Origin of the sequence: Thermococcus gorgonarius (genome assembly GCF_002214385.1) — an archaeon.
Taxonomy (GTDB): Archaea; Methanobacteriota_B; Thermococci; order Thermococcales; family Thermococcaceae; genus Thermococcus; species Thermococcus gorgonarius.
Genome location: NZ_CP014855.1, coordinates 1385908 through 1403095, shown reverse-complemented (window position 1 = coordinate 1403095; position 17188 = coordinate 1385908). Strand labels below are relative to the sequence as shown.

The 17188-nt window shown below is 52.4% G+C and carries 21 protein-coding genes and 2 tRNA genes; 12 read left to right on the top strand and 11 right to left on the bottom strand.

Annotated features, from left to right (window positions below; genetic code table 11):
- The first annotated feature begins 140 nt into the window (after nucleotides 1–140).
- The 8 genes from A3K92_RS07830 to A3K92_RS07795 are packed head-to-tail and all read left to right on the top strand — an operon-like array spanning nucleotide 141 to nucleotide 7453.
- Nucleotides 141–728 carry a TasA family protein gene (locus A3K92_RS07830; protein WP_088885723.1) on the top strand — a complete coding sequence of 196 codons (588 nt, stop codon included), beginning with the start codon at nucleotides 141–143 and terminating at the stop codon, nucleotides 726–728.
- A 33-nt stretch (nucleotides 729–761) separates the two neighbouring features.
- The gene (locus A3K92_RS07825; protein ID WP_088885722.1) at nucleotides 762–1466 is read left to right on the top strand and encodes a TasA family protein; all 705 of its coding nucleotides are present in this window, start codon (nucleotides 762–764) and stop codon (nucleotides 1464–1466) included.
- A gap of 41 nt (nucleotides 1467–1507) precedes the next feature.
- Nucleotides 1508–1690, top strand: coding sequence for a hypothetical protein (locus tag A3K92_RS07820; protein WP_157722445.1), 183 nt, complete (start codon nucleotides 1508–1510; stop codon nucleotides 1688–1690).
- Nucleotides 1690–2289 carry a SipW-dependent-type signal peptide-containing protein gene (locus A3K92_RS07815; RefSeq protein WP_157722444.1) on the top strand — a complete coding sequence of 200 codons (600 nt, stop codon included), beginning with the start codon at nucleotides 1690–1692 and terminating at the stop codon, nucleotides 2287–2289. Before A3K92_RS07820 ends, A3K92_RS07815 begins: the two co-directional genes overlap by 1 nt.
- 4 nt (nucleotides 2290–2293) lie before the next feature.
- The gene (locus A3K92_RS07810) at nucleotides 2294–3211 is read left to right on the top strand and encodes a signal peptidase I (RefSeq protein ID WP_157722443.1); all 918 of its coding nucleotides are present in this window, start codon (nucleotides 2294–2296) and stop codon (nucleotides 3209–3211) included.
- Entirely contained in the window at nucleotides 3192–4238 is a 1047-nt protein-coding gene (locus A3K92_RS07805) for a DUF5305 family protein (RefSeq protein WP_088885718.1), read from the top strand. Before A3K92_RS07810 ends, A3K92_RS07805 begins: the two co-directional genes overlap by 20 nt.
- A gap of 46 nt (nucleotides 4239–4284) precedes the next feature.
- The gene (alaS, locus tag A3K92_RS07800; RefSeq protein ID WP_088885717.1) at nucleotides 4285–7026 is read left to right on the top strand and encodes an alanine--tRNA ligase; all 2742 of its coding nucleotides are present in this window, start codon (nucleotides 4285–4287) and stop codon (nucleotides 7024–7026) included.
- Between the two features lie 25 nt (nucleotides 7027–7051).
- Nucleotides 7052–7453, top strand: coding sequence for a hypothetical protein (locus A3K92_RS07795; RefSeq protein WP_232460863.1), 402 nt, complete (start codon nucleotides 7052–7054; stop codon nucleotides 7451–7453).
- Here A3K92_RS07795 and A3K92_RS07790 read toward each other — a convergent pair.
- A complete protein-coding gene (locus A3K92_RS07790; RefSeq protein WP_088885716.1) occupies nucleotides 7430–7879 on the bottom strand; it encodes a hypothetical protein in 450 nt (149 codons plus the stop codon). The genes A3K92_RS07795 and A3K92_RS07790 overlap by 24 nt on opposite strands.
- Nucleotides 7880–8040: 161 nt before the next feature.
- On the opposite strand from A3K92_RS07790, the gene tpiA reads away from it, so the two are divergent.
- The 3 genes from tpiA (at nucleotide 8041) to A3K92_RS07775 (ending at nucleotide 9703) form a co-directional block, all read left to right on the top strand.
- On the top strand, nucleotides 8041–8721 hold the full coding sequence (tpiA, locus tag A3K92_RS07785) for a triose-phosphate isomerase (RefSeq protein ID WP_088885715.1): 681 nt from the start codon (nucleotides 8041–8043) through the stop codon (nucleotides 8719–8721).
- A gap of 69 nt (nucleotides 8722–8790) precedes the next feature.
- The gene (gene dph5, locus A3K92_RS07780; protein WP_088885714.1) at nucleotides 8791–9585 is read left to right on the top strand and encodes a diphthine synthase; all 795 of its coding nucleotides are present in this window, start codon (nucleotides 8791–8793) and stop codon (nucleotides 9583–9585) included.
- 40 nt (nucleotides 9586–9625) lie between these two features.
- Nucleotides 9626–9703 (top strand) — tRNA-Val (locus tag A3K92_RS07775).
- 303 nt (nucleotides 9704–10006) lie between these two features.
- Here the strand turns inward: A3K92_RS07775 and A3K92_RS07770 are convergent.
- Nucleotides 10007–10082: transfer RNA gene (locus A3K92_RS07770), tRNA-Arg, on the bottom strand.
- A gap of 47 nt (nucleotides 10083–10129) precedes the next feature.
- On the opposite strand from A3K92_RS07770, the gene dcd reads away from it, so the two are divergent.
- Entirely contained in the window at nucleotides 10130–10600 is a 471-nt protein-coding gene (gene dcd, locus A3K92_RS07765) for a dCTP deaminase (protein WP_088885713.1), read from the top strand.
- Between the two features lie 7 nt (nucleotides 10601–10607).
- Here the strand turns inward: dcd and rpl12p are convergent, their stop codons facing one another.
- The 9 genes from rpl12p to A3K92_RS07720 form a co-directional block, all read right to left on the bottom strand.
- A complete protein-coding gene (gene rpl12p, locus A3K92_RS07760) occupies nucleotides 10608–10931 on the bottom strand; it encodes a 50S ribosomal protein P1 (protein WP_088885712.1) in 324 nt (107 codons plus the stop codon).
- Nucleotides 10932–10998: 67 nt separating this feature from the next.
- Complete coding sequence (locus A3K92_RS07755) at nucleotides 10999–12018, bottom strand: 50S ribosomal protein L10 (RefSeq protein WP_088885711.1); 1020 nt, start codon at nucleotides 12016–12018, stop codon at nucleotides 10999–11001.
- A gap of 5 nt (nucleotides 12019–12023) precedes the next feature.
- On the bottom strand, nucleotides 12024–12674 hold the full coding sequence (locus A3K92_RS07750; RefSeq protein ID WP_088885710.1) for a 50S ribosomal protein L1: 651 nt from the start codon (nucleotides 12672–12674) through the stop codon (nucleotides 12024–12026).
- Between the two features lie 116 nt (nucleotides 12675–12790).
- Complete coding sequence (locus A3K92_RS07745; RefSeq protein ID WP_088885709.1) at nucleotides 12791–13288, bottom strand: 50S ribosomal protein L11; 498 nt, start codon at nucleotides 13286–13288, stop codon at nucleotides 12791–12793.
- A 39-nt stretch (nucleotides 13289–13327) separates the two neighbouring features.
- Nucleotides 13328–13786 (bottom strand): transcription elongation factor Spt5, encoded by a 459-nt coding sequence (locus tag A3K92_RS07740; RefSeq protein ID WP_088885708.1) that lies wholly within the window; start codon nucleotides 13784–13786, stop codon nucleotides 13328–13330.
- 12 nt (nucleotides 13787–13798) lie between these two features.
- The gene (locus tag A3K92_RS07735; RefSeq protein WP_088885707.1) at nucleotides 13799–13996 is read right to left on the bottom strand and encodes a protein translocase SEC61 complex subunit gamma; all 198 of its coding nucleotides are present in this window, start codon (nucleotides 13994–13996) and stop codon (nucleotides 13799–13801) included.
- An 83-nt stretch (nucleotides 13997–14079) separates the two neighbouring features.
- A complete protein-coding gene (gene ftsZ, locus A3K92_RS07730) occupies nucleotides 14080–15207 on the bottom strand; it encodes a cell division protein FtsZ (RefSeq protein ID WP_088885706.1) in 1128 nt (375 codons plus the stop codon).
- Between the two features lie 122 nt (nucleotides 15208–15329).
- A complete protein-coding gene (locus A3K92_RS07725) occupies nucleotides 15330–16163 on the bottom strand; it encodes a D-aminoacyl-tRNA deacylase (RefSeq protein WP_088885705.1) in 834 nt (277 codons plus the stop codon).
- Between the two features lie 39 nt (nucleotides 16164–16202).
- Nucleotides 16203–17120: a phosphate uptake regulator PhoU gene (locus A3K92_RS07720; protein ID WP_088885704.1), complete on the bottom strand. Its 918-nt coding sequence runs from the start codon at nucleotides 17118–17120 to the stop codon at nucleotides 16203–16205.
- Nucleotides 17121–17188 lie beyond the last annotated feature (68 nt).

Genomic DNA, 17188 nt, shown 5'->3' with positions numbered 1-17188 from the left:
GTTCCGGAACTAAGTTTCTGATTTTGCCACCTTAATTCACTTTAGTAACTCACCTTAGTAATCTCTTTTCTTTTTGCTTAAATACCCAATTGAACCACAGTATCCATCGGGGGATACCCCCGTACAAGGAGGTATGAAAGATGAAAGCCGTGTTTGTTGCTATGTTGTTGGTCGGCCTTGTGGCCGTAGGAGTAGGAGCAGGAACTTGGGCCTACTTCAGCGACACCGAGACGAGCAGCGGGAACTACATCCAGGCTGGAACCCTTGATCTGGAAGTTAGTGGAGTCGGGCAGTTCCACACATCTCAAGTTGTTGGAGGAGTTGGAGGAGACGGCATTGCCCCTGGCGACTCGGACAGCTGGGACATAACCATACACAATGCAGGAAGCGTTGACGGAACCCTAACCGCGACATTTAAGAACTATGTTTATACTACTGAAGGCTCCTCTACAGACCCTGACATTACTGGAACGAGCGACCTTAGGGATGTTACCTACATCACGATGACCCTGGGCGGAAACCCTGTCGATCTGAGCAGCTATGACACCAACGGAGACACCCATGTATCCCTGAGTGAGCTTGAGAACCAGCAGATTGACCTTGGAGCTCTCGCCCACGGGACTAGCGAGACCCTTACCATTACGTGGACGATTGACCCGAACGCCGACAACGGAATACAGGGTGACAAGATACAGTTTGACATCGAGTTCTACCTCGAGCAGAGCTGACCCCATTTTAATTCTTTACAGGGGTGACCAGAGATGAAAAGCATTGCAGTGGCTCTCCTCCTCATCGGCCTTGTCTTTGCAGGGGCCGGCTACGGCACGTGGGCAATTTACCAGGACACCGAGACCAGTGAAGGAAACTCCATAGAGCTGGGAACGCTTGACCTCGTGCTGACCGATGGTGTTCCTGTAGCAAATGGGCAGTGGTTTATTCCCAACGCCGTTCCGGGGTCATTGTATAATGGGGATATCAAAATAATAAACAACGGCACGGTTGATGCCGACCACGTGGAGATAGCAATTGAGCTTGTGTGCTGGGAAGACGACGATGGCAACATCGATAACGGCCGGGCATGGGGCCCAGAACCGGATGAAGTAAACGGTGTAGGAGACCTTCCGCAGGAAATTAAAGTGAACATGCAGTACAGAGAAGAGTGGATTGGCCCTTCGGCGACACTTCAGCTAGAGAATGGCGCTGCGCTGGGAGATGTAGTATACAACGTGTACAACCTCCCCGCGCCGCCCAGGGTAAACGGAGATGTGAATGACGCACTATGGAATAAAAAATATGGGCAGTTTGACATGTATCTCTGGATAGAGGACACCGGACAGCCTCAGAACTACTGGCAGGGCGATGTGTGCGAGATAATCGTCCACGTTGCACTAGCGCAGGATTCAAGCCAGCAGATACTGAGCCCCTATGGGTTCACAGAATATCCAGTTCCAGTGCTGCCTGAGTGAGGCCGATGAGGGCCCGTCTGATCTTTCTTTTATTGTTCCTGATGACTGCTGCTGCCATATGGCTGCTCCTCCCCGGAATGCCGAAAAGTGGCTCGCCGGCGGATCCCCAGACGGGGCTCTTAACAACCCTTGTGCAAGTAGTTGATCTCGCGGCTAAAATAGCACTGGAAGTGTCTGCCGTTGGACTGCTCATAGTGGCCATTACCGGCCTGGTGGTGAAATGATGAAGAGACTGTTAACATTGATAGTCATTATATCATCAGTTCTCTCCCTCTACTCCTACTATGGCACCTTTTCCTACTTCTCTGACATCGAAACAATAGAGAACGTAACCATAAAGGCCGGGACTTGGACGCCTGAAGTTGAGGTTCTATACCCCAATCCCATTCTGGTTCTGCACTGCGGGGGAAGTCGGGGTGATTTGAGCTTTAACGTGACTCCTCGGGGCTGGAAGGACACAGCAGGCGAAGTGATAGGGCCCCCTCGCGGCGGAACGGAGTGCTGGGGATCCTCGTGCAAGGGGGTTCTCACCAACGTATGGATCCGCTCCGTCGGAGGCAACGCCACCCTGAGGAAAGTCTCAATCAGCTGGAGCGGTGGAGGAGAGCTGGAGAGGTTCTGGATAGGGTGCTGCAGGATCGGGAGAATAGGCCAGACCTCCCCCGCGGTCTTCACGGTGAATAAGATGCTCAAGGAAGGGATATGGTACCCGATAGCCTTCGAATTCAAGGGGATGGAGCTCAGGGAGAGCTACTCCTTCACGATAACGTTCTTTTTTGACGGGAACTACACCAGAACCATCAGCTTCAGACTCGGGGGGTGAGGGTGTGAAGATCCGTTCGATTATTCTCCTGGTTATCATCCTACTCCTCCTTCCGGTCATTCCCTACCTCACGAGGCTCACTCCCATGGTTGTTCTGAGCGGCTCAATGATTCCCTACTTCAACCCCGGCGATATAGTTCTGCTCGAGAAAACAGACCCGGCGCAGGTTGAGGTTGGGGACGTCGTGGCCTTTCACCCGCCCAACTCGAAAGACGAGACGACCTTCGTGACCCACCGCGTGGTTGATATCGTTGAGGAGAACGGGACGCGCTATTTCAAGACCAAGGGTGACAACAACGGCGATGAAGATCCCTTTCTGGTTCCGCAAGAGAACGTTTACGGAAAGGCGGTTTTCTCGATACCCAAGCTCGGCTTCCTGACCCGGCACAACCCCGACAAGAGGGCAAGGTTTCTTTTCTACCTCTTCACGATTCTGGTTCCTGGAATGGCCGTTGTCCTTACCGAGCTCCCCAAGATCCTCCACTACTCCCCCAAACTGGACCGGCAGCTGATCAGGCTCTCCCTCGTGAGGGCGAGATCAAGGGAGGTCGTGCTGTTTCCAAGGCTTGGAGGAGTGTTTCTGGTGTCCCTGATATTCTTCACTCTCTTGCTGTCCCCTTCCATTGAGGACGGTAGAAACACCGGAAGGCTCCCAGTCCTTGTTCTCAGGAGAGGAGTTCCGGATTACGAACTGATTCGGCCTGGGGAGGAACTCGTGGGGGATTATGACTACGCGGTTAACTCGGTTCTCCCGGTAATGTGGGTAGTGCGCCTCTACGAGGTCAACCCTTTTATACTAAGAGGGCTCAACCTTATACTATCCCTAGCCATAACTATATTGGCGTTCCCCCTCTGGTTAAAGGAGGAACCAAACTTTAGAATCGTTCGGAGGAGGAATAAGTATGTCACCCGGAGGGCATAGCTCGGGTTTCTTTTTCAGGAAATACGGAGTGCCCCTCGCGGTGTTCCTGTTTCTGATTGCTCTCTACTCGGCCCACGCATATCTGACGACCCCTACCAGCCTCCACAAAACGAGAACCGTTACCCAGGACCTCTACTCCTGGATGGGACAGGTCAATGGAAAGGGCATTGTCGGTGAGAGCAATCCCCTCTGGCCGGAGGGCTCTCTGGTCTCCCTTCCAATATACCCTGTGGATGTGTTTCCTGAGAGCAGGCTGGAGTTCTCTTTCAACGTTTCTGGCAGGAACGTTCACCTTCAGTTCAACAGAACGCTGAAGGTGGTGTACTACATCGCATACGACAAAGACCGAATATTTGAGGCCACGTACGCGACTCTCTCCAAAAGCGGGAGTGGGAGTGGCTTCAGCGACTCCATAACGCTAAACGTAACGGATCTCTACAGACAGCTTGAAGCGGCAAGCTCCTACCTGAGGCTCCCGAAGGAAAGTGCGGGAGTTGATGTAATCGGGGAAGTCAGTTACTCCGGCACTGTGGACGGCATCCCGGTGAAGGGCAACCAAAAGTTAAGGGGTGAGATAACCTTTCCCTACCAGGGGTTCTACTCGATAAAGGGCGACTCCCAAAACTCCACCATGACGACGTCAAAAAAAGTTCCCTACACCGTTCGAGTCAACCAGAAAAAGCGCACAGCATACAAGACTCTTGCTCTGGTCTCTGCCGTGGGCGGGGTGCTTTCACTAGGACTTTGGTTCGGGAATAGAAAGATGGAAATCCCTGAAGAGTTCCTGGAACACATCGAACAGGAGAGGAAGTACAGGAAGTGGATAAGCAGGGGGCGCCTTGAGAACTTTGTCCCGTACATCAAAATACGGGCCGATACGCTCGAAGACCTCGTAAACGCGGCGATAGACATGAACGAAAGGGTCATATACGATGAAAGTTCTGGCGTGTACTTTTTCGTAAAAGAGGGCATAATGTATTACTACCCCGAACCAGAGGGTCTCAGGAAGAACCAAAACCTTAATTAGCATTTCCCTTTTTTAGACCTTTAGTTTCAGAGGAGAGGTGGTTCTCATGAGCATGGACATGACCACGAGGATGTTTAAAGAAGAGGGATGGATAAGAAAGAAGTGCCCAAAGTGCGGCAAATACTTCTGGACGCTCGACCCCGATAGGGAGACCTGCGGCGACCCGCCGTGTGACGAGTACCAGTTCATCGGAAAGCCAGGCATTCCAAAGAAGTACACCCTCGACGAGATGCGCGAGAAGTTCCTGAGCTTCTTCGAGAAGAAGGGCCACGGAAGAGTTAAGCGCTATCCCGTCCTTCCGCGCTGGCGTGATGACGTTCTCCTTGTCGGCGCTTCAATCATGGACTTCCAGCCCTGGGTCATAAGCGGCGAAGCTGACCCTCCGGCGAACCCGCTCACAATAAGCCAGCCGTCGATAAGGTTCACGGACATAGACAACGTCGGAATAACCGGCAGGCACTTCACGATATTCGAGATGATGGCCCACCACGCCTTCAACTACCCGGGCAAGCCTATCTACTGGATGGACGAGACCGTTGAGTTAGCTTTCGAGTTCTTCACCAAGGAGCTCAAAATGAAGCCCGAGGACATAACCTTCAAGGAGAACCCCTGGGCAGGTGGTGGAAACGCCGGTCCGGCTTTCGAGGTGCTCTACCGCGGTCTTGAGGTGGCTACGCTCGTCTTCATGCAGTACAAGAAGGCTCCCGAAAACGCCGACCTGAGCCAGGTCGTCGAGATAAAGGGCGAGTTCTACGTTCCAATGGAGACAAAGGTCGTTGACACCGGCTACGGTCTCGAGAGGCTTGTCTGGATGAGCCACGGAACGCCGACGGCTTACGACGCGGTCTTAGGCTACGTTATCGAACCCCTTAAGAAGATGGCCGGAGTTGAGAAGATAGACGAGAAAATCCTGATGGAGAACTCCCGCCTCGCTGGAATGTTCGACATCGAGGACATGGGCGACCTTCGCTATCTGAGGGAGCAGGTTGCCAAAAGGGTTGGGATAAGCGTCGAAGAGCTTGAGAAAGCTGTAAGGCCCTACGAGCTCATCTACGCCATAGCCGACCACACCAAGGCCTTAACATTCATGCTAGCCGATGGAGTGATTCCGTCCAACGTCAAAGCGGGCTACCTCGCGAGGCTCCTCATAAGGAAGAGCATAAGGCACCTCCGCGAGCTCGGCCTTGAGATACCGCTCGCTGAAATCGTCGCTATGCACATAAAGGAGCTTTCTCCAACGTTCCCAGAGTTCAAGGAGATGGAAGAGGTTATCCTCGACATAATCAACGTCGAGGAGAAGCGCTACCAGGAAACGCTGAAGAGGGGAAGCGACCTCGTGAAGCGCGAAATAGCGAAGCTCAAGAAGAAGGGCATCAACGAGATCCCGCTGGAGAAACTCATTCTGTTCTACGAGAGCCACGGTCTGACACCAGAGATAGTCAAAGAGGTAGCGAAGAAGGAAGGTGTCAAGGTCGAGATACCCGACAACTTCTACACTCTCGTCGCCAAGCAGGCCGAGAAGACCGAGAAAAAGACGGCTGGGGAATACGTCGTTGACTTCGAGCTGGTGAAGGATTTACCGGACACGAGGACGCTCTACTACGAGGACCCGTTTATGAAAGAGTTCGATGCTGAGGTGTTCAGGGTCATAGACGACTGGGTAGTCCTCAACCAGACGGCATTCTATCCGGAAGGCGGAGGCCAGCCCTACGACACGGGCGTTCTGGTGGTTGATGGCGAGGAAGTCAAGGTTACAAACGTCCAGAAGGTCGGAAAGGTCATCCTGCACAAGGTCGAGAAGCCGGAGCTCTTTAAGGTGGGAGCCAAAGTCCACGGAAGGCTCGACTGGGACAGGAGAATCCAGCACATGCGCCACCACACCGGAACGCACGTCCTCATGGGTGCACTTGTTCGCGTTTTAGGAAAGCACGTCTGGCAGGCTGGTTCGCAGCTCCACACCGACTGGGCCCGCCTGGATATATCCCACTACAAGCGCATAACCGAGGAGGAGCTGAGGGAGATAGAGCGCCTCGCCAACAGGGTTGTGATGGAGAACAGGAAGGTCACCTGGGAGTGGCTCCCGAGGACGGAGGCAGAGCAAAAGTACGGCTTCCGCTTATATCAGGGTGGAGTCGTTCCGGGAAGAGTTATCAGGGTTCTGAAGATAGAGGACTGGGACGTCCAGGCCTGCGGTGGAACGCACCTGCCTAACACTGGCCTTATCGGCCCGATAAAGATTCTAAGGACCGAGAGAATACAGGACGGCGTGGAGAGGATAATCTTCGCGGCTGGAGAGGCCGCGGTAAACTGGATGCAGGAGACAGAGAGGATACTCAAGAAGACCGCCGAGATATTCCGCGTGCCGCCGGAGAAAGTGCCTGAGACGGCCGAGAGGTTCTTCAACGAGTGGAAGCAGGCCAAGAAAGAAGTCGAGAAGCTGAGGAAAGAACTGGCGAAGCTCCTCGTCTACGAGCTTGAAAGCGAGGTCGAGAAGGTTGGCGAGATAGAGTTCATCGGCAGGGTAGTCGAGGGGACGATAGACGACCTCCGCGAGGCTGCCAACAAGCTCAGGAAGGACAAGCGTGTTATCGTCCTCATTACTAGAGAGGGGCACTTCGTCGTTGCGGTCGGAGACGGCCTTGATATCAAGGCCGGCGAGCTGGCGAAGGTAATAACGAGCGTCGCCGGAGGTGGCGGCGGCGGAAGGAAAGAATTAGCGCAGGGAAGAATCAAGAACCCGCTCAAGGCCGAGGAGGCCATTGAAGAGGTGAAGAAGAGGCTCGGCTGAGCTTTCTTTTACTCTCTTTTCTGAGGTGTCCAAAATCAAGGTCAAAACCCTAACGCGGGAAATCGTCTCTCTGGCGGAAGGGCTGGGCCTGAAGGCCGTTCCCGAGTACAGAACGTCTGACGGCACGAGGATAGACATAGCCGTTCTCAACGGAGAGAAAAAGCTCCTCGCGATAGAGCTTGAAGCGTCCTTCAAGTGGTTTCCGCAGAGGCTCCTCTACGACGTGGTTAAGGCCCACAGGGCTGGCTTTCCCGAGCTCTGGGTTGTAACCCCGTTCAGAAACGCCAAACCCGGTTGGGTTTTGAACTACGCTCAAGAGATAGGGCTCAATTTGGAGATTATAGAGGCAGGAGAATTTCTGGAGAAACTCGAGGAGAAATTGGAAGGTAGGGGCGGAGCCCAATCAATCGGACTTCCTCGGGGCTAGGGTCAGTGTGTAATCGTCCCTCCAGAAGGGGGCCTTTTCAAGGTGTATTTTGACTTGGGCAGTGCCCTTCTCATAGTAGAGTGACTTAACGAGATCGTCGGGGACCTTGAAGTGGACGTACATGGTACCCTCGTTGCTTACGGTCGTCTTGAACTCGTCGCTTCCCCTTTTCTGCTCTCCGTTGTGCTCGATCAGATACTCCGTTCCCTCGGGGAAGGTGATCTGCATCTCAAATCCTTTGACCTTCGGGTTTATGTCCATGTCAAAGAGGCCCCAGCCGTCCTTTTCAACGAAGACGACGCTCTGGTTGTCGAGATAAAAGACCTCGTGGTAGCCAACGCTGGCCGGAGGCAGGTGGGCCGTTTTCACTGCGTAACCGAACAGCGCCAGTGTTATGATAGCCATTATGAGCAGAGGTTTGTTCATGTCTCATCCCCCTATTCATAACGGTCGGCTGATACTTAACTCTTTTGTGTAGGTGATTACACGGTCTCTTCCGAAAATAACAGAAGCCAGTTCAAAGAGCCCTCGCTACAATAACCAAAAGAGGTTTAAGGGAGGAAAGCATAACACCTCCGGTGATACCTATGGAGAAGCTAAAGGAGCCGATTATAGCGATAAACTTCAAGACCTACATCGAGGCCACCGGAAAGAGGGCGCTGGCGATAGCGAAGGCAGCTGAAAAGGTCTGGAAGGAGACGGGGATAACCATAGTAGTGGCGCCCCAGCTGGCAGACCTCAGGATGATAGCGGAGAGCGTCGAGATTCCCGTCTTTGCACAGCACATCGACCCGATAAAGCCAGGAAGCCACACCGGGCACGTTCTTCCAGAGGCCGTGAAGGAAGCCGGCGCGGTTGGGACGCTCCTCAACCACTCGGAGAACAGGATGATCTTGGCGGACCTTGAGGCCAGCATCAGGAGGGCAGAGGAAGTCGGCCTCATGACGATGGTCTGCTCCAACAACCCGGCGGTTTCAGCTGCTGTAGCAGCTCTTGGCCCGGATTACGTGGCAGTTGAGCCGCCTGAACTCATAGGAACCGGAATTCCCGTCAGCAAGGCCAAGCCGGAAGTGATAACCAACACCGTGGAACTCGTTAAGAAGGTTAACCCCGAGGTTAAGGTTCTCACGGGAGCGGGCATCTCAACGGGCGAGGACGTCAAGAAGGCCCTCGAACTCGGTAGCGTTGGTGTTCTCCTCGCGAGCGGCGTTACGAAGGCTAAAGACCCCGAGAAGGCTATAAGGGACCTCGTCTCCCTGATAGTCTGATTCTTCCCTCTTTTGATTTTCTGGAGAGCTTTTTTAAGGCCTTTCTCCAAGCCAGTTCCGGTGGTTGAGATGGTGCTCTACTTCATAGGCCTTGGCCTTTACGATGAGAAGGACATCACCCTCAAGGGGCTGGAAATAGCTAGAAAATGCGACGAGGTCTTTGCCGAGTTCTACACTTCCCTCCTTGCCGGGACGACGATAGAGAAGATAGAGGAGCTCATAGGAAAGCCAATAAGAAGGCTCAGCAGGGAAGACGTTGAGCTGAACTTCGAGAGGATAGTTCTGCCTGCGGCGAAGGAGAAGGATGTGGCCTTCCTAACAGCTGGGGACCCGATGGTGGCAACGACGCACTCCGATCTTAGAATACGGGCGAAGAAAGCTGGAGTAGAGAGCTACGTTATCCACGCGCCCAGCATATACTCAGCAGTGGCAATAACCGGGCTACACATTTACAAGTTCGGGAAGAGCGCCACCGTTGCCTATCCCGAGAAGAACTGGTTTCCTACGAGTCACTACGATGTGATACGGGAAAACAAGGAGAGAAACCTCCACACGCTTCTGTTCCTAGATATAAAAGCTGACCAGGGCCGCTACATGACTGCCAACGAGGCGATGGAGATCCTTCTTAAGGTGGAGGAGATGAAGGGGCAGGGAGTTTTTACGCCTGACACTCTTGTCGTAGTCCTCGCAAGGGCTGGCTCGTTGAACCCAACGCTCAGGGCAGGCTACGTTAAGGATCTCATCAACGAGGACTTTGGCAGACAGCCGCACGTCCTGATAGTCCCCGGAAGGCTTCACATAGTGGAGGCGGAGTATCTGGTCGAGTTCGCGGGGGCTCCAGAGGAAATCCTCAGGGACGTCTAGCGAAAGCTTTATATTCGCTTTTCGGTTTTTCAATTCGGGCGGGCCCGTGGTCTAGACTGGTTATGACGCCACCCTTACAAGGTGGAGGTCCGGGGTTCGAATCCCCGCGGGCCCACCATTACAGCCCTTTCTGACGAAAGCGCTGGCGGAAGATGAGATGCTTCTTCTAAAGATTCAAATTCTGGAAGGGTTTTTACTCGCTTGCTCTTTTTGAGAGTGTTTCACTCCCTAAAGTGCCCTTCGGGCGCTGATAATGAAGTTGAAACTGTTTGAAAAAGGTTAGTTTGAGTTTAAACCCCTAAAACGTGCTCCTTGGACAGGACACAACTGATCTTCTGCTTTTTCACAAGAAAAACTCTTTTGGTCAAGCTTTTCCAAAAGCTTCCTGTTTTCAAAGGCAAATTATCTTCATGAATTCTGCTGGCGGGCCCGGCGGGATTCGAACCCGCGACTACCGGCTCCGAAGGCCGGCGCCATATCCCCTAGGCCACGGGCCCTCGGAAGTGTTTTAAGAGTTTGCAAAATAAAGCTTGCGGTGGTTTTCATGATGCTCCCCGACTGGAAAATCAGAAAGGAAATACTGATTGAGCCTTTCTCGGAGGATTCGCTACAGCCTGCGGGTTATGACCTGAGGGTAGGAAAAGAAGCCTATATAAACGGCAAGCTTATCGACGTCGAGCAGGAGGGCAGAATAGTAATCCCTCCAAAAACCCATGCCCTCGTTCTAACTCTGGAGAGAGTTAAGCTCCCGGACGATATCATGGGGGACATGAAGATCAGGAGCAGCTTGGCGAGGGAAGGCATCTTGGGTTCTTTTGCCTGGGTCGACCCGGGATGGGATGGAAACCTGACCCTCATGCTGTTCAATGCCTCTGACGAACCGGTTGAGCTCAAATATGGGGAAAGATTCGTTCAGATAGCCTTTATCAGACTTGAAGGGCCTGCAAAGAACCCATATCGCGGAAATTATCAGGGGAGCAGGAGAATAGCGCTTTCCAAAAGAAGACAAAAGTAAAAGGAGTTCAGCCGAAGAGGGCGCCGAGACCGGCGAGGGCCTCCTCTTCGCTGACCTCTTCTTCTTCCTCTTCTTCCTCTTCCTTGGCGGCCTCAGCGGCGCCGCCTTCACCGGCAGCCGGAGCGGCGGCAACAGCAACCGGGGCGGCAACCGGCATGGCGGCCTTCTCGATGACCTCGTCGATGTTAACACCCTCGAGGGCTGCCACGAGGGCCTTTATCCTAGCCTCGTCCGGGCTAACACCTGCGGCCTCAAGGACTGCCTTAAGGTTCTCCTCGTTTATCTCCTTACCAGCGGCGTGGAGCAGCAGAGCGGCATACACGTACTCCATTCTTCACACCTCCAATCATCTTCATTTTCTTTTTATATCATGTGGTTAGGGATACGGGGAAAGGAAATCAGCCGAAGAGCGCGCCCAGTCCAGCGAGCGCGTCCTCCTCAGAGGCTTCCTCTTCTTCCTCCTCTTCCTCGGCCTCCTCAACCTTTTCCTCTGCCGGCTGAGGAGCCGCAACGGCCACTTGGGCCTGAGCGTTTAAAAGCTCTTTGGTCTTTTCATCAAGTAACTCCTCGGGCAGGTTCTGAGCTATGAGCAGGACTGCACGAAGGGCCCTGCCAAAGATGTCCTCCACAGTCTCCTTGGTAATGTAGCCAGCCTCGACTGCAACGTTCTTCGCTCCGAGGAATGCCTTCTGGATGATTGCCTCGATTGTCTGCTTGGTTGGATAAGCCGTGTTGACGGACAGGTTGAAGGCATGCATGTAAGCCCGCTGGAGCATGTTGATGTACTCGCTCTCGTCTATTGCAAGGACCTCTGGGGTGTAGATTATGCCATCTTCGTAGGCTGCAAGGAGGTTAAGACCAACCTCAAGCGGCTCGATGCCGAGGGCGTTAAGGATCCTTGCGAGCTGTTCAGTTATGACCTCACCCGCCTTAAGGACAGTGTAGTCCTTCTGAATGCTCACCTTACCCTTTTCGATCCTCGCCGGAATACCGAGGGCCTGCATCTCACCAACGAGAGGACCCGGTGCGATTGAAGTTGGTCCTGCGGGAATAACTACATCCTTTGGAACAACGGCTCCCGGCTTGGCAGGTGCAGGAGTCTTGCTCTCCTCAAGGAGCTTGTAGAGCTTGAAGGGGTTCATCTCGGTGGCGAGTATAGCTGCTCCGCCCTGTATATAGTCGATGAGCTTCTCAAGTTCGGGCTTTCCGAGCTCCTGGGCGGCCCTCTTTATGGCCAGCTCGATGAGGGTGTTCCTGCTCACGCGGAGAAGTGCCTTTCCGCGGAGCTTGTCACGCATCTTGCTGAGCGGGTAAGCTGGGACGCCGGCCACGTCAACGAGCGCTATCACTGGGTAGCTCTTGATTATCTTGGTGAGCTCTTCAACTTCCTTCTTCTTCCACTCGGCTACGTGGGCCATTTCCCTCACCTCTCAACTTTCACGGCCGGGCCCATTGTCGTCTTGACGTACACTGACTTTATCTGGTTCTCTCCGCGTTCCAGCTTGTTGATGATAGCCTGGAGAACGGCCTCGGCGTTTTCGGCGAGCTTTTCGTCGTCCATGTTCTCCGTCCCTATTCTGGCGTGAACAACGGGGTTGTTCTTGAGCTGTATCCTGACGGTCTTTTTGAGCTTCTCAACTATCGGCTCGAGGTTTGTCATCGTTGGCGGAACGACCACCGGCATCTTGTTCCTTGGACCGAGGTACCTACCGAGGTACCTACCGATCTTCGGCATCAATGGAGCTGCCGCTATGAAAAAGTCGTACTTCTTCGCCAGCTTTCTGGCCTGCCTTGGGCTCTTAGCGAGCTCCTCAAGCTCTTCTCCACTAATCACATCAAGCCCGAGCTTTTTAGCCGCCTCGGCAACGGCACCATCAGCGATGACCGCGATCTTTGGTTCCTTCCCACGACCGTGGGGCAGTACAACCTCAAGCTTGAACCTGTTCTCCGGCTTGCGGAGGTCTATATCCTTGAGGTTGACTGCTATCTCGACGGTCTGTGTGAAGTTGCGCGGCTTAGCCCGGGCCTTCGCCTCCTTCACCGCTTCCACGAGTTTCTGCCTGTCGAAGGCCACTTTACAGCCCTCCCTTTTCTTTTCGTTCTCGATTTAAGCAGTTAAACGAAGAACCAAAAATGGCTTGAGGCATGTATTTTTAAAGTTTTCCCCGAAATTATGTTGAAAAAGAGGCCTCACTCGGCCTCCTCAGCCTTGGCAAAGAGCTCGTCGTAAACCCCCTCGTCGATCTCTCTCTGAACTTCCCTTGGGTCCTTGCCTTCGACGGTAACGCCCATGCTGAGTGCCGTACCGATAACTTCTTTGGCTGCTGCCTTGAGAGTTGGTGAGAGCATCTGGTCGATCTTCATCTTGGCTATCTTGATAACCTGCTCCATGGTCAGGTTTCCAACAGGGCTGTGAACGGGCTCGCTTGAACCCTTTGGAATCCCCAGTTCCTTCTTTATGAGCTGGCTGGTCGGTGGAATACCTACTTCAATTCTGAAGGTCTTCTTCTTTGGATCTTCAACGATGATCTTTACGGGAACTTGCATCCCCTCGAATTCCTTGGTGGCCTTGTTGATCTCATCAACAACCTGCTTAACGTTAAGTCCGAGCGGACCGATAGCGGGACCGAGCGGGGGTCCGGGAGATGCTTTTCCACCCTCAACGAGCACTTCAACGACCTGTGGCATTTCTCTCACCTCTTACCGTTAAATTGGTTATCATGTCCTTCAATCCTTTTGGTGTTTGCTTATAAGTCTAACGTATTCGCCCCTAACCGTGACCGGTATCGGGACTATGGCACCTATGAGCTCAACTACAATCTCGTCTTTGGCTTCGTCAACCCTGACAACCTTGGCCTTCTCGCCTTTGAAGGGCCCCGCTATAAGCTCAACGATATCTCCAGGCTCGAAGCCGCTAACAGCTGGCTTCTCCTCGAGAAAGTGCTCTATCTCTTCGAACTTTATCTCGCCCGGCAGGGTTCCTTTGGCGTGTCTTATCCCCTTTATGGCCTCGTCAACGGCACTCTTGCTCGGCGCCTCTATGAATATGTACCCCTTAACTTTTGATGGGGCCAGGATAGCGTAGATGGGTAGGTTGTACGTTTTTACCTTACTGTATATGAGTTTCGCAGTTGTTTCCTCTTGGCCTACAGTGACACGCACTGTGTAGATCTTTCCCTCGCTCATCCCTACCACCGATCAGAGACCTTGTCCGCCAAGGATGAGGTAGCCGATTATGGTTATTATTAAGCCGATGGTTCCTATAAGGATCATTCCGACTCCGGTTATCTTTGCTGCCATCTTGTACTCCTTCCAGCTTGGTTTTCTCGTGACCAGGAGGACTCTCCTTGATTCGGCCAGGAAGTTCTTAATTTTCTCAGCGTACCCTTCAGCCATAATGAACACCCCACGTATGATCAAACGGCGGTTTTTACTGACTTAGCTTAAGCTTCCAAAAGCAAATAAAAAGGTAACGGTGGTCAGAACTCATCAACGCTTAGCTTCACAATTCTTCTCTCTTCGCCCTCATAGGTGGATGGCTCTTCTTCTGAAACTGCGTAAGGTGAGCTAACACCAGTGACAACGAGTAAAATCCTTATCATCTTGCCCAGCTCTTCATCCAGCTGGATTCCCCAGATGACCTGAGCCTCCGGGTCGAGCTTGCTGGTAACGAGTTCAATTATCTGCTGCGCCTCCTCGAGCTTGACGTCGCTTCCACTGATGCTTATCAAAGCGCCCTTCGCACCGCTGATGTCAACGTCAAGGAGCGGGCTGTTCAAAGCCTGCTGGGCAGCTTCAAGGGCGCGCTTCTCGCTGTCGCTCTCTCCGATACCGATCATGGCTACGCCGCCGTCTTTCATGACGGCCCTAACGTCGTTGAAGTCGAGGTTAACGAGGCCCGGCTTGGTTATAAGTTCGGTGATGCCCTTGACTGCCTGGACAAGTATCTCGTCCGCCACTTTAAATGCCATGTGTATCGGCAGGTTCGGGGCAACTTCCATGAGCTTGTCGTTCGGGATGACTATGACGGTGTCGCTGGCTTTCCTGAGCCTTTCGAGACCGTACTCAGCGTTCTTGATGCGCCTTATTCCCTCAACCGTAAACGGTAGCGTTACAACCGAAACCGTGAGGGCGCCCATCTTCTTGGCCATCTCCGCTATAACCGGAGCGGCACCGGTACCGGTTCCACCACCGAGACCGCAGGTAACAAAGACCATGTCTGCCCCTTCCAGGGCTTCTCTTATTTCCCTCTCGCTTTCTTTGGCAGCTTCTTCACCTATCTTCGGGTTGTTTCCTGCTCCAAGGCCCCTGGTAAGTTCCTTTCCTATGAGGATTTTCTTGTGGGCCCTTATCTTCAGAAGGTCCTGAGCGTCGGTGTTAACGGCTATTATCTTTGCTCCCTGAATGCCAACCTGCATCATCCTGTTTATTGTGTTGCAGCCAGCACCGCCGACACCAACAACGTATATCTTTGCCTGAATCTGCTCGAGAAGCTTTTTGAGTTCCTCGTCTATATCACTCTGCTCTGAAAACGAAGCCTCTGGAACTTTGGATCCTACCTGACCTGAAGCGGCTTTATCCATGGCGTCTTCAATCAGTTTCAACATCCTCCGACCCTCCGGGGCAATTTAACACCTTTCTCAAACTCGAGTTGGAAGTATATAAATGTTCGGATATTCGAAGCTGGAGTATATTGATGTGGAACTCTTTAAACCTTTCGTCATGGCCATCAATCTTTGATGAATTCGAGTCCCAGCTCTTGGGCAAGTTCCTTTGCCATCTGTCTAGTGGCTCCGCGACTTCCTTTCCAGTCCACGTAGATGGCCTCAATCTTTCCGTAGTTTCGTTCTATTCCCTTCATCAAAACTTCCCTGCTTACAGGCTGAGCGTACTTTGGCAGTATGTGGCCGAAGGCCAGATCACTTTCAAGGGCTCTCTTTGTTTGTTTGGGCGCGTAATGGCCCCCTCCTATTCCCAAAGCCAGTTTGAACTTCTTTTCTGTCTTTTCCACGTTGTTAATGACGTAGATTATCGTTTCGGCGAGTATCTCGCCTGCTCTGTCATTCACCCATTCCTCTTCGCTTGAGCCTATCTCTATGAACAGGCTTGGAACCTCTAGCTCGCTTGGCCCGTGATGGGTCGCCTCGTAGCACACCGTCCAGTCAAGGTCGTTCAGTTCGTGGAGCTTGAGAAGGGCAAGCTTCATGGCAACTGGGTGGGCAATGGCGAGGCTTTCGTCCTTTCCTCCATACATGGCCTTTCCCCAGTTTCCGGTAACGTGGGTAGTAAGCGCTGGAAGCTTCTGCTTGCTGGAATGTCTGGACGCAAAGACAATGATCTCTGGCTTTATCCCGATCTGTTTTTCTATCTCGGAATCAAGGCCATCGTAGTATATCATCTCTTCGTTCGTGGTTAATATCACGGTGTCCTTTAGCTTGAACACAGTGTTCCCGTCAAAGGTGGTCTCTGTCTTCTTGAATCCGAAATTCTGGATCAGCTTCTCTTTTATGTTCATAGATGCGAGATCGACCCTGGTTGTCATTATTACCTTTGCTGGCTCCATTTTCATCACCGGAAAAAAGAATGAACGGTTTATAACCTTTCACTGGCCTATTGCCATGTTGATTATCGTCTCCCCTATGTTCTCGAGGTATTCCAGGATTCTCCGGTAGCTCTCCTTTGCGGTTGATTCCTTTGAGTCTATTCCTCTTATCTCTCTTTTCAGCTCTAGCATTAATCTGTCAATCTTTTTGAGGTCCCTATCTTCGATTCTGTCTAAAACCTCTACGAAAAGTCTCCCCAGTTTTTCGAAGTCCAGCTTTTCAGGATTCTCGGCGATCCTTGTTATGTGGTCCCCTATCCTTTCAATGTTCCTAACTATGAACAGTATCCCGATCATGTCAAAGCTTCTCCTGATTATCCCGCTCTCTTCGGTTACCGTCCTCTGGGTCAAGAGCCTGCTGACGGTCCTTATCACGAGAAAGTAGAATCTGTCGAGTTCGTTCTCCAGATCGTAGATATCCCTCAGGACTTCCTCGTTCTTTGGATCCTGGATCAAAAGCTGGAGGTCTCCTATCATTGACATCAAAATTGACCGTATTCTCGTGAGAATATCCGAGAGGTTAACTTCGCTCTCGTTAAGGAGGCTCTTTGCTATTATCCTCTGGGGCTCGTCCAGTATTATCTCAACTCCCGGAAGGCTCTGGAGTGTCTTCCTCAGCTTGACCTTGTAGAACGGCATCTCCTCCTGGAACTTTATCTCAAGGGTATCGTAGCCCTGGATGTATGCTGAAATAGCCAGACGAACCGCCATGTCGGGGGAGAATTCCTTTGATATACTGATCGCCATTTTTTCACCGCTTCCCCTGGGTTTTCTGGGAAGTATGGTTATGCTCCCGTCTGGGTTAATGATCAGAGGAACTGTATCGCCCTGTTTAAGCTCGTTCTCGAGCACCCACTTTTTGGGCAGTGATATTATGTACGAACTCCTGCCCGTAAACTGTATCTTTCTGAACTCCATTAAGAAACACCGTCTATATAGTCAATGCACGCTTTAAATAGATTCCGGTGAGAAAAAGGGGAAGAAAT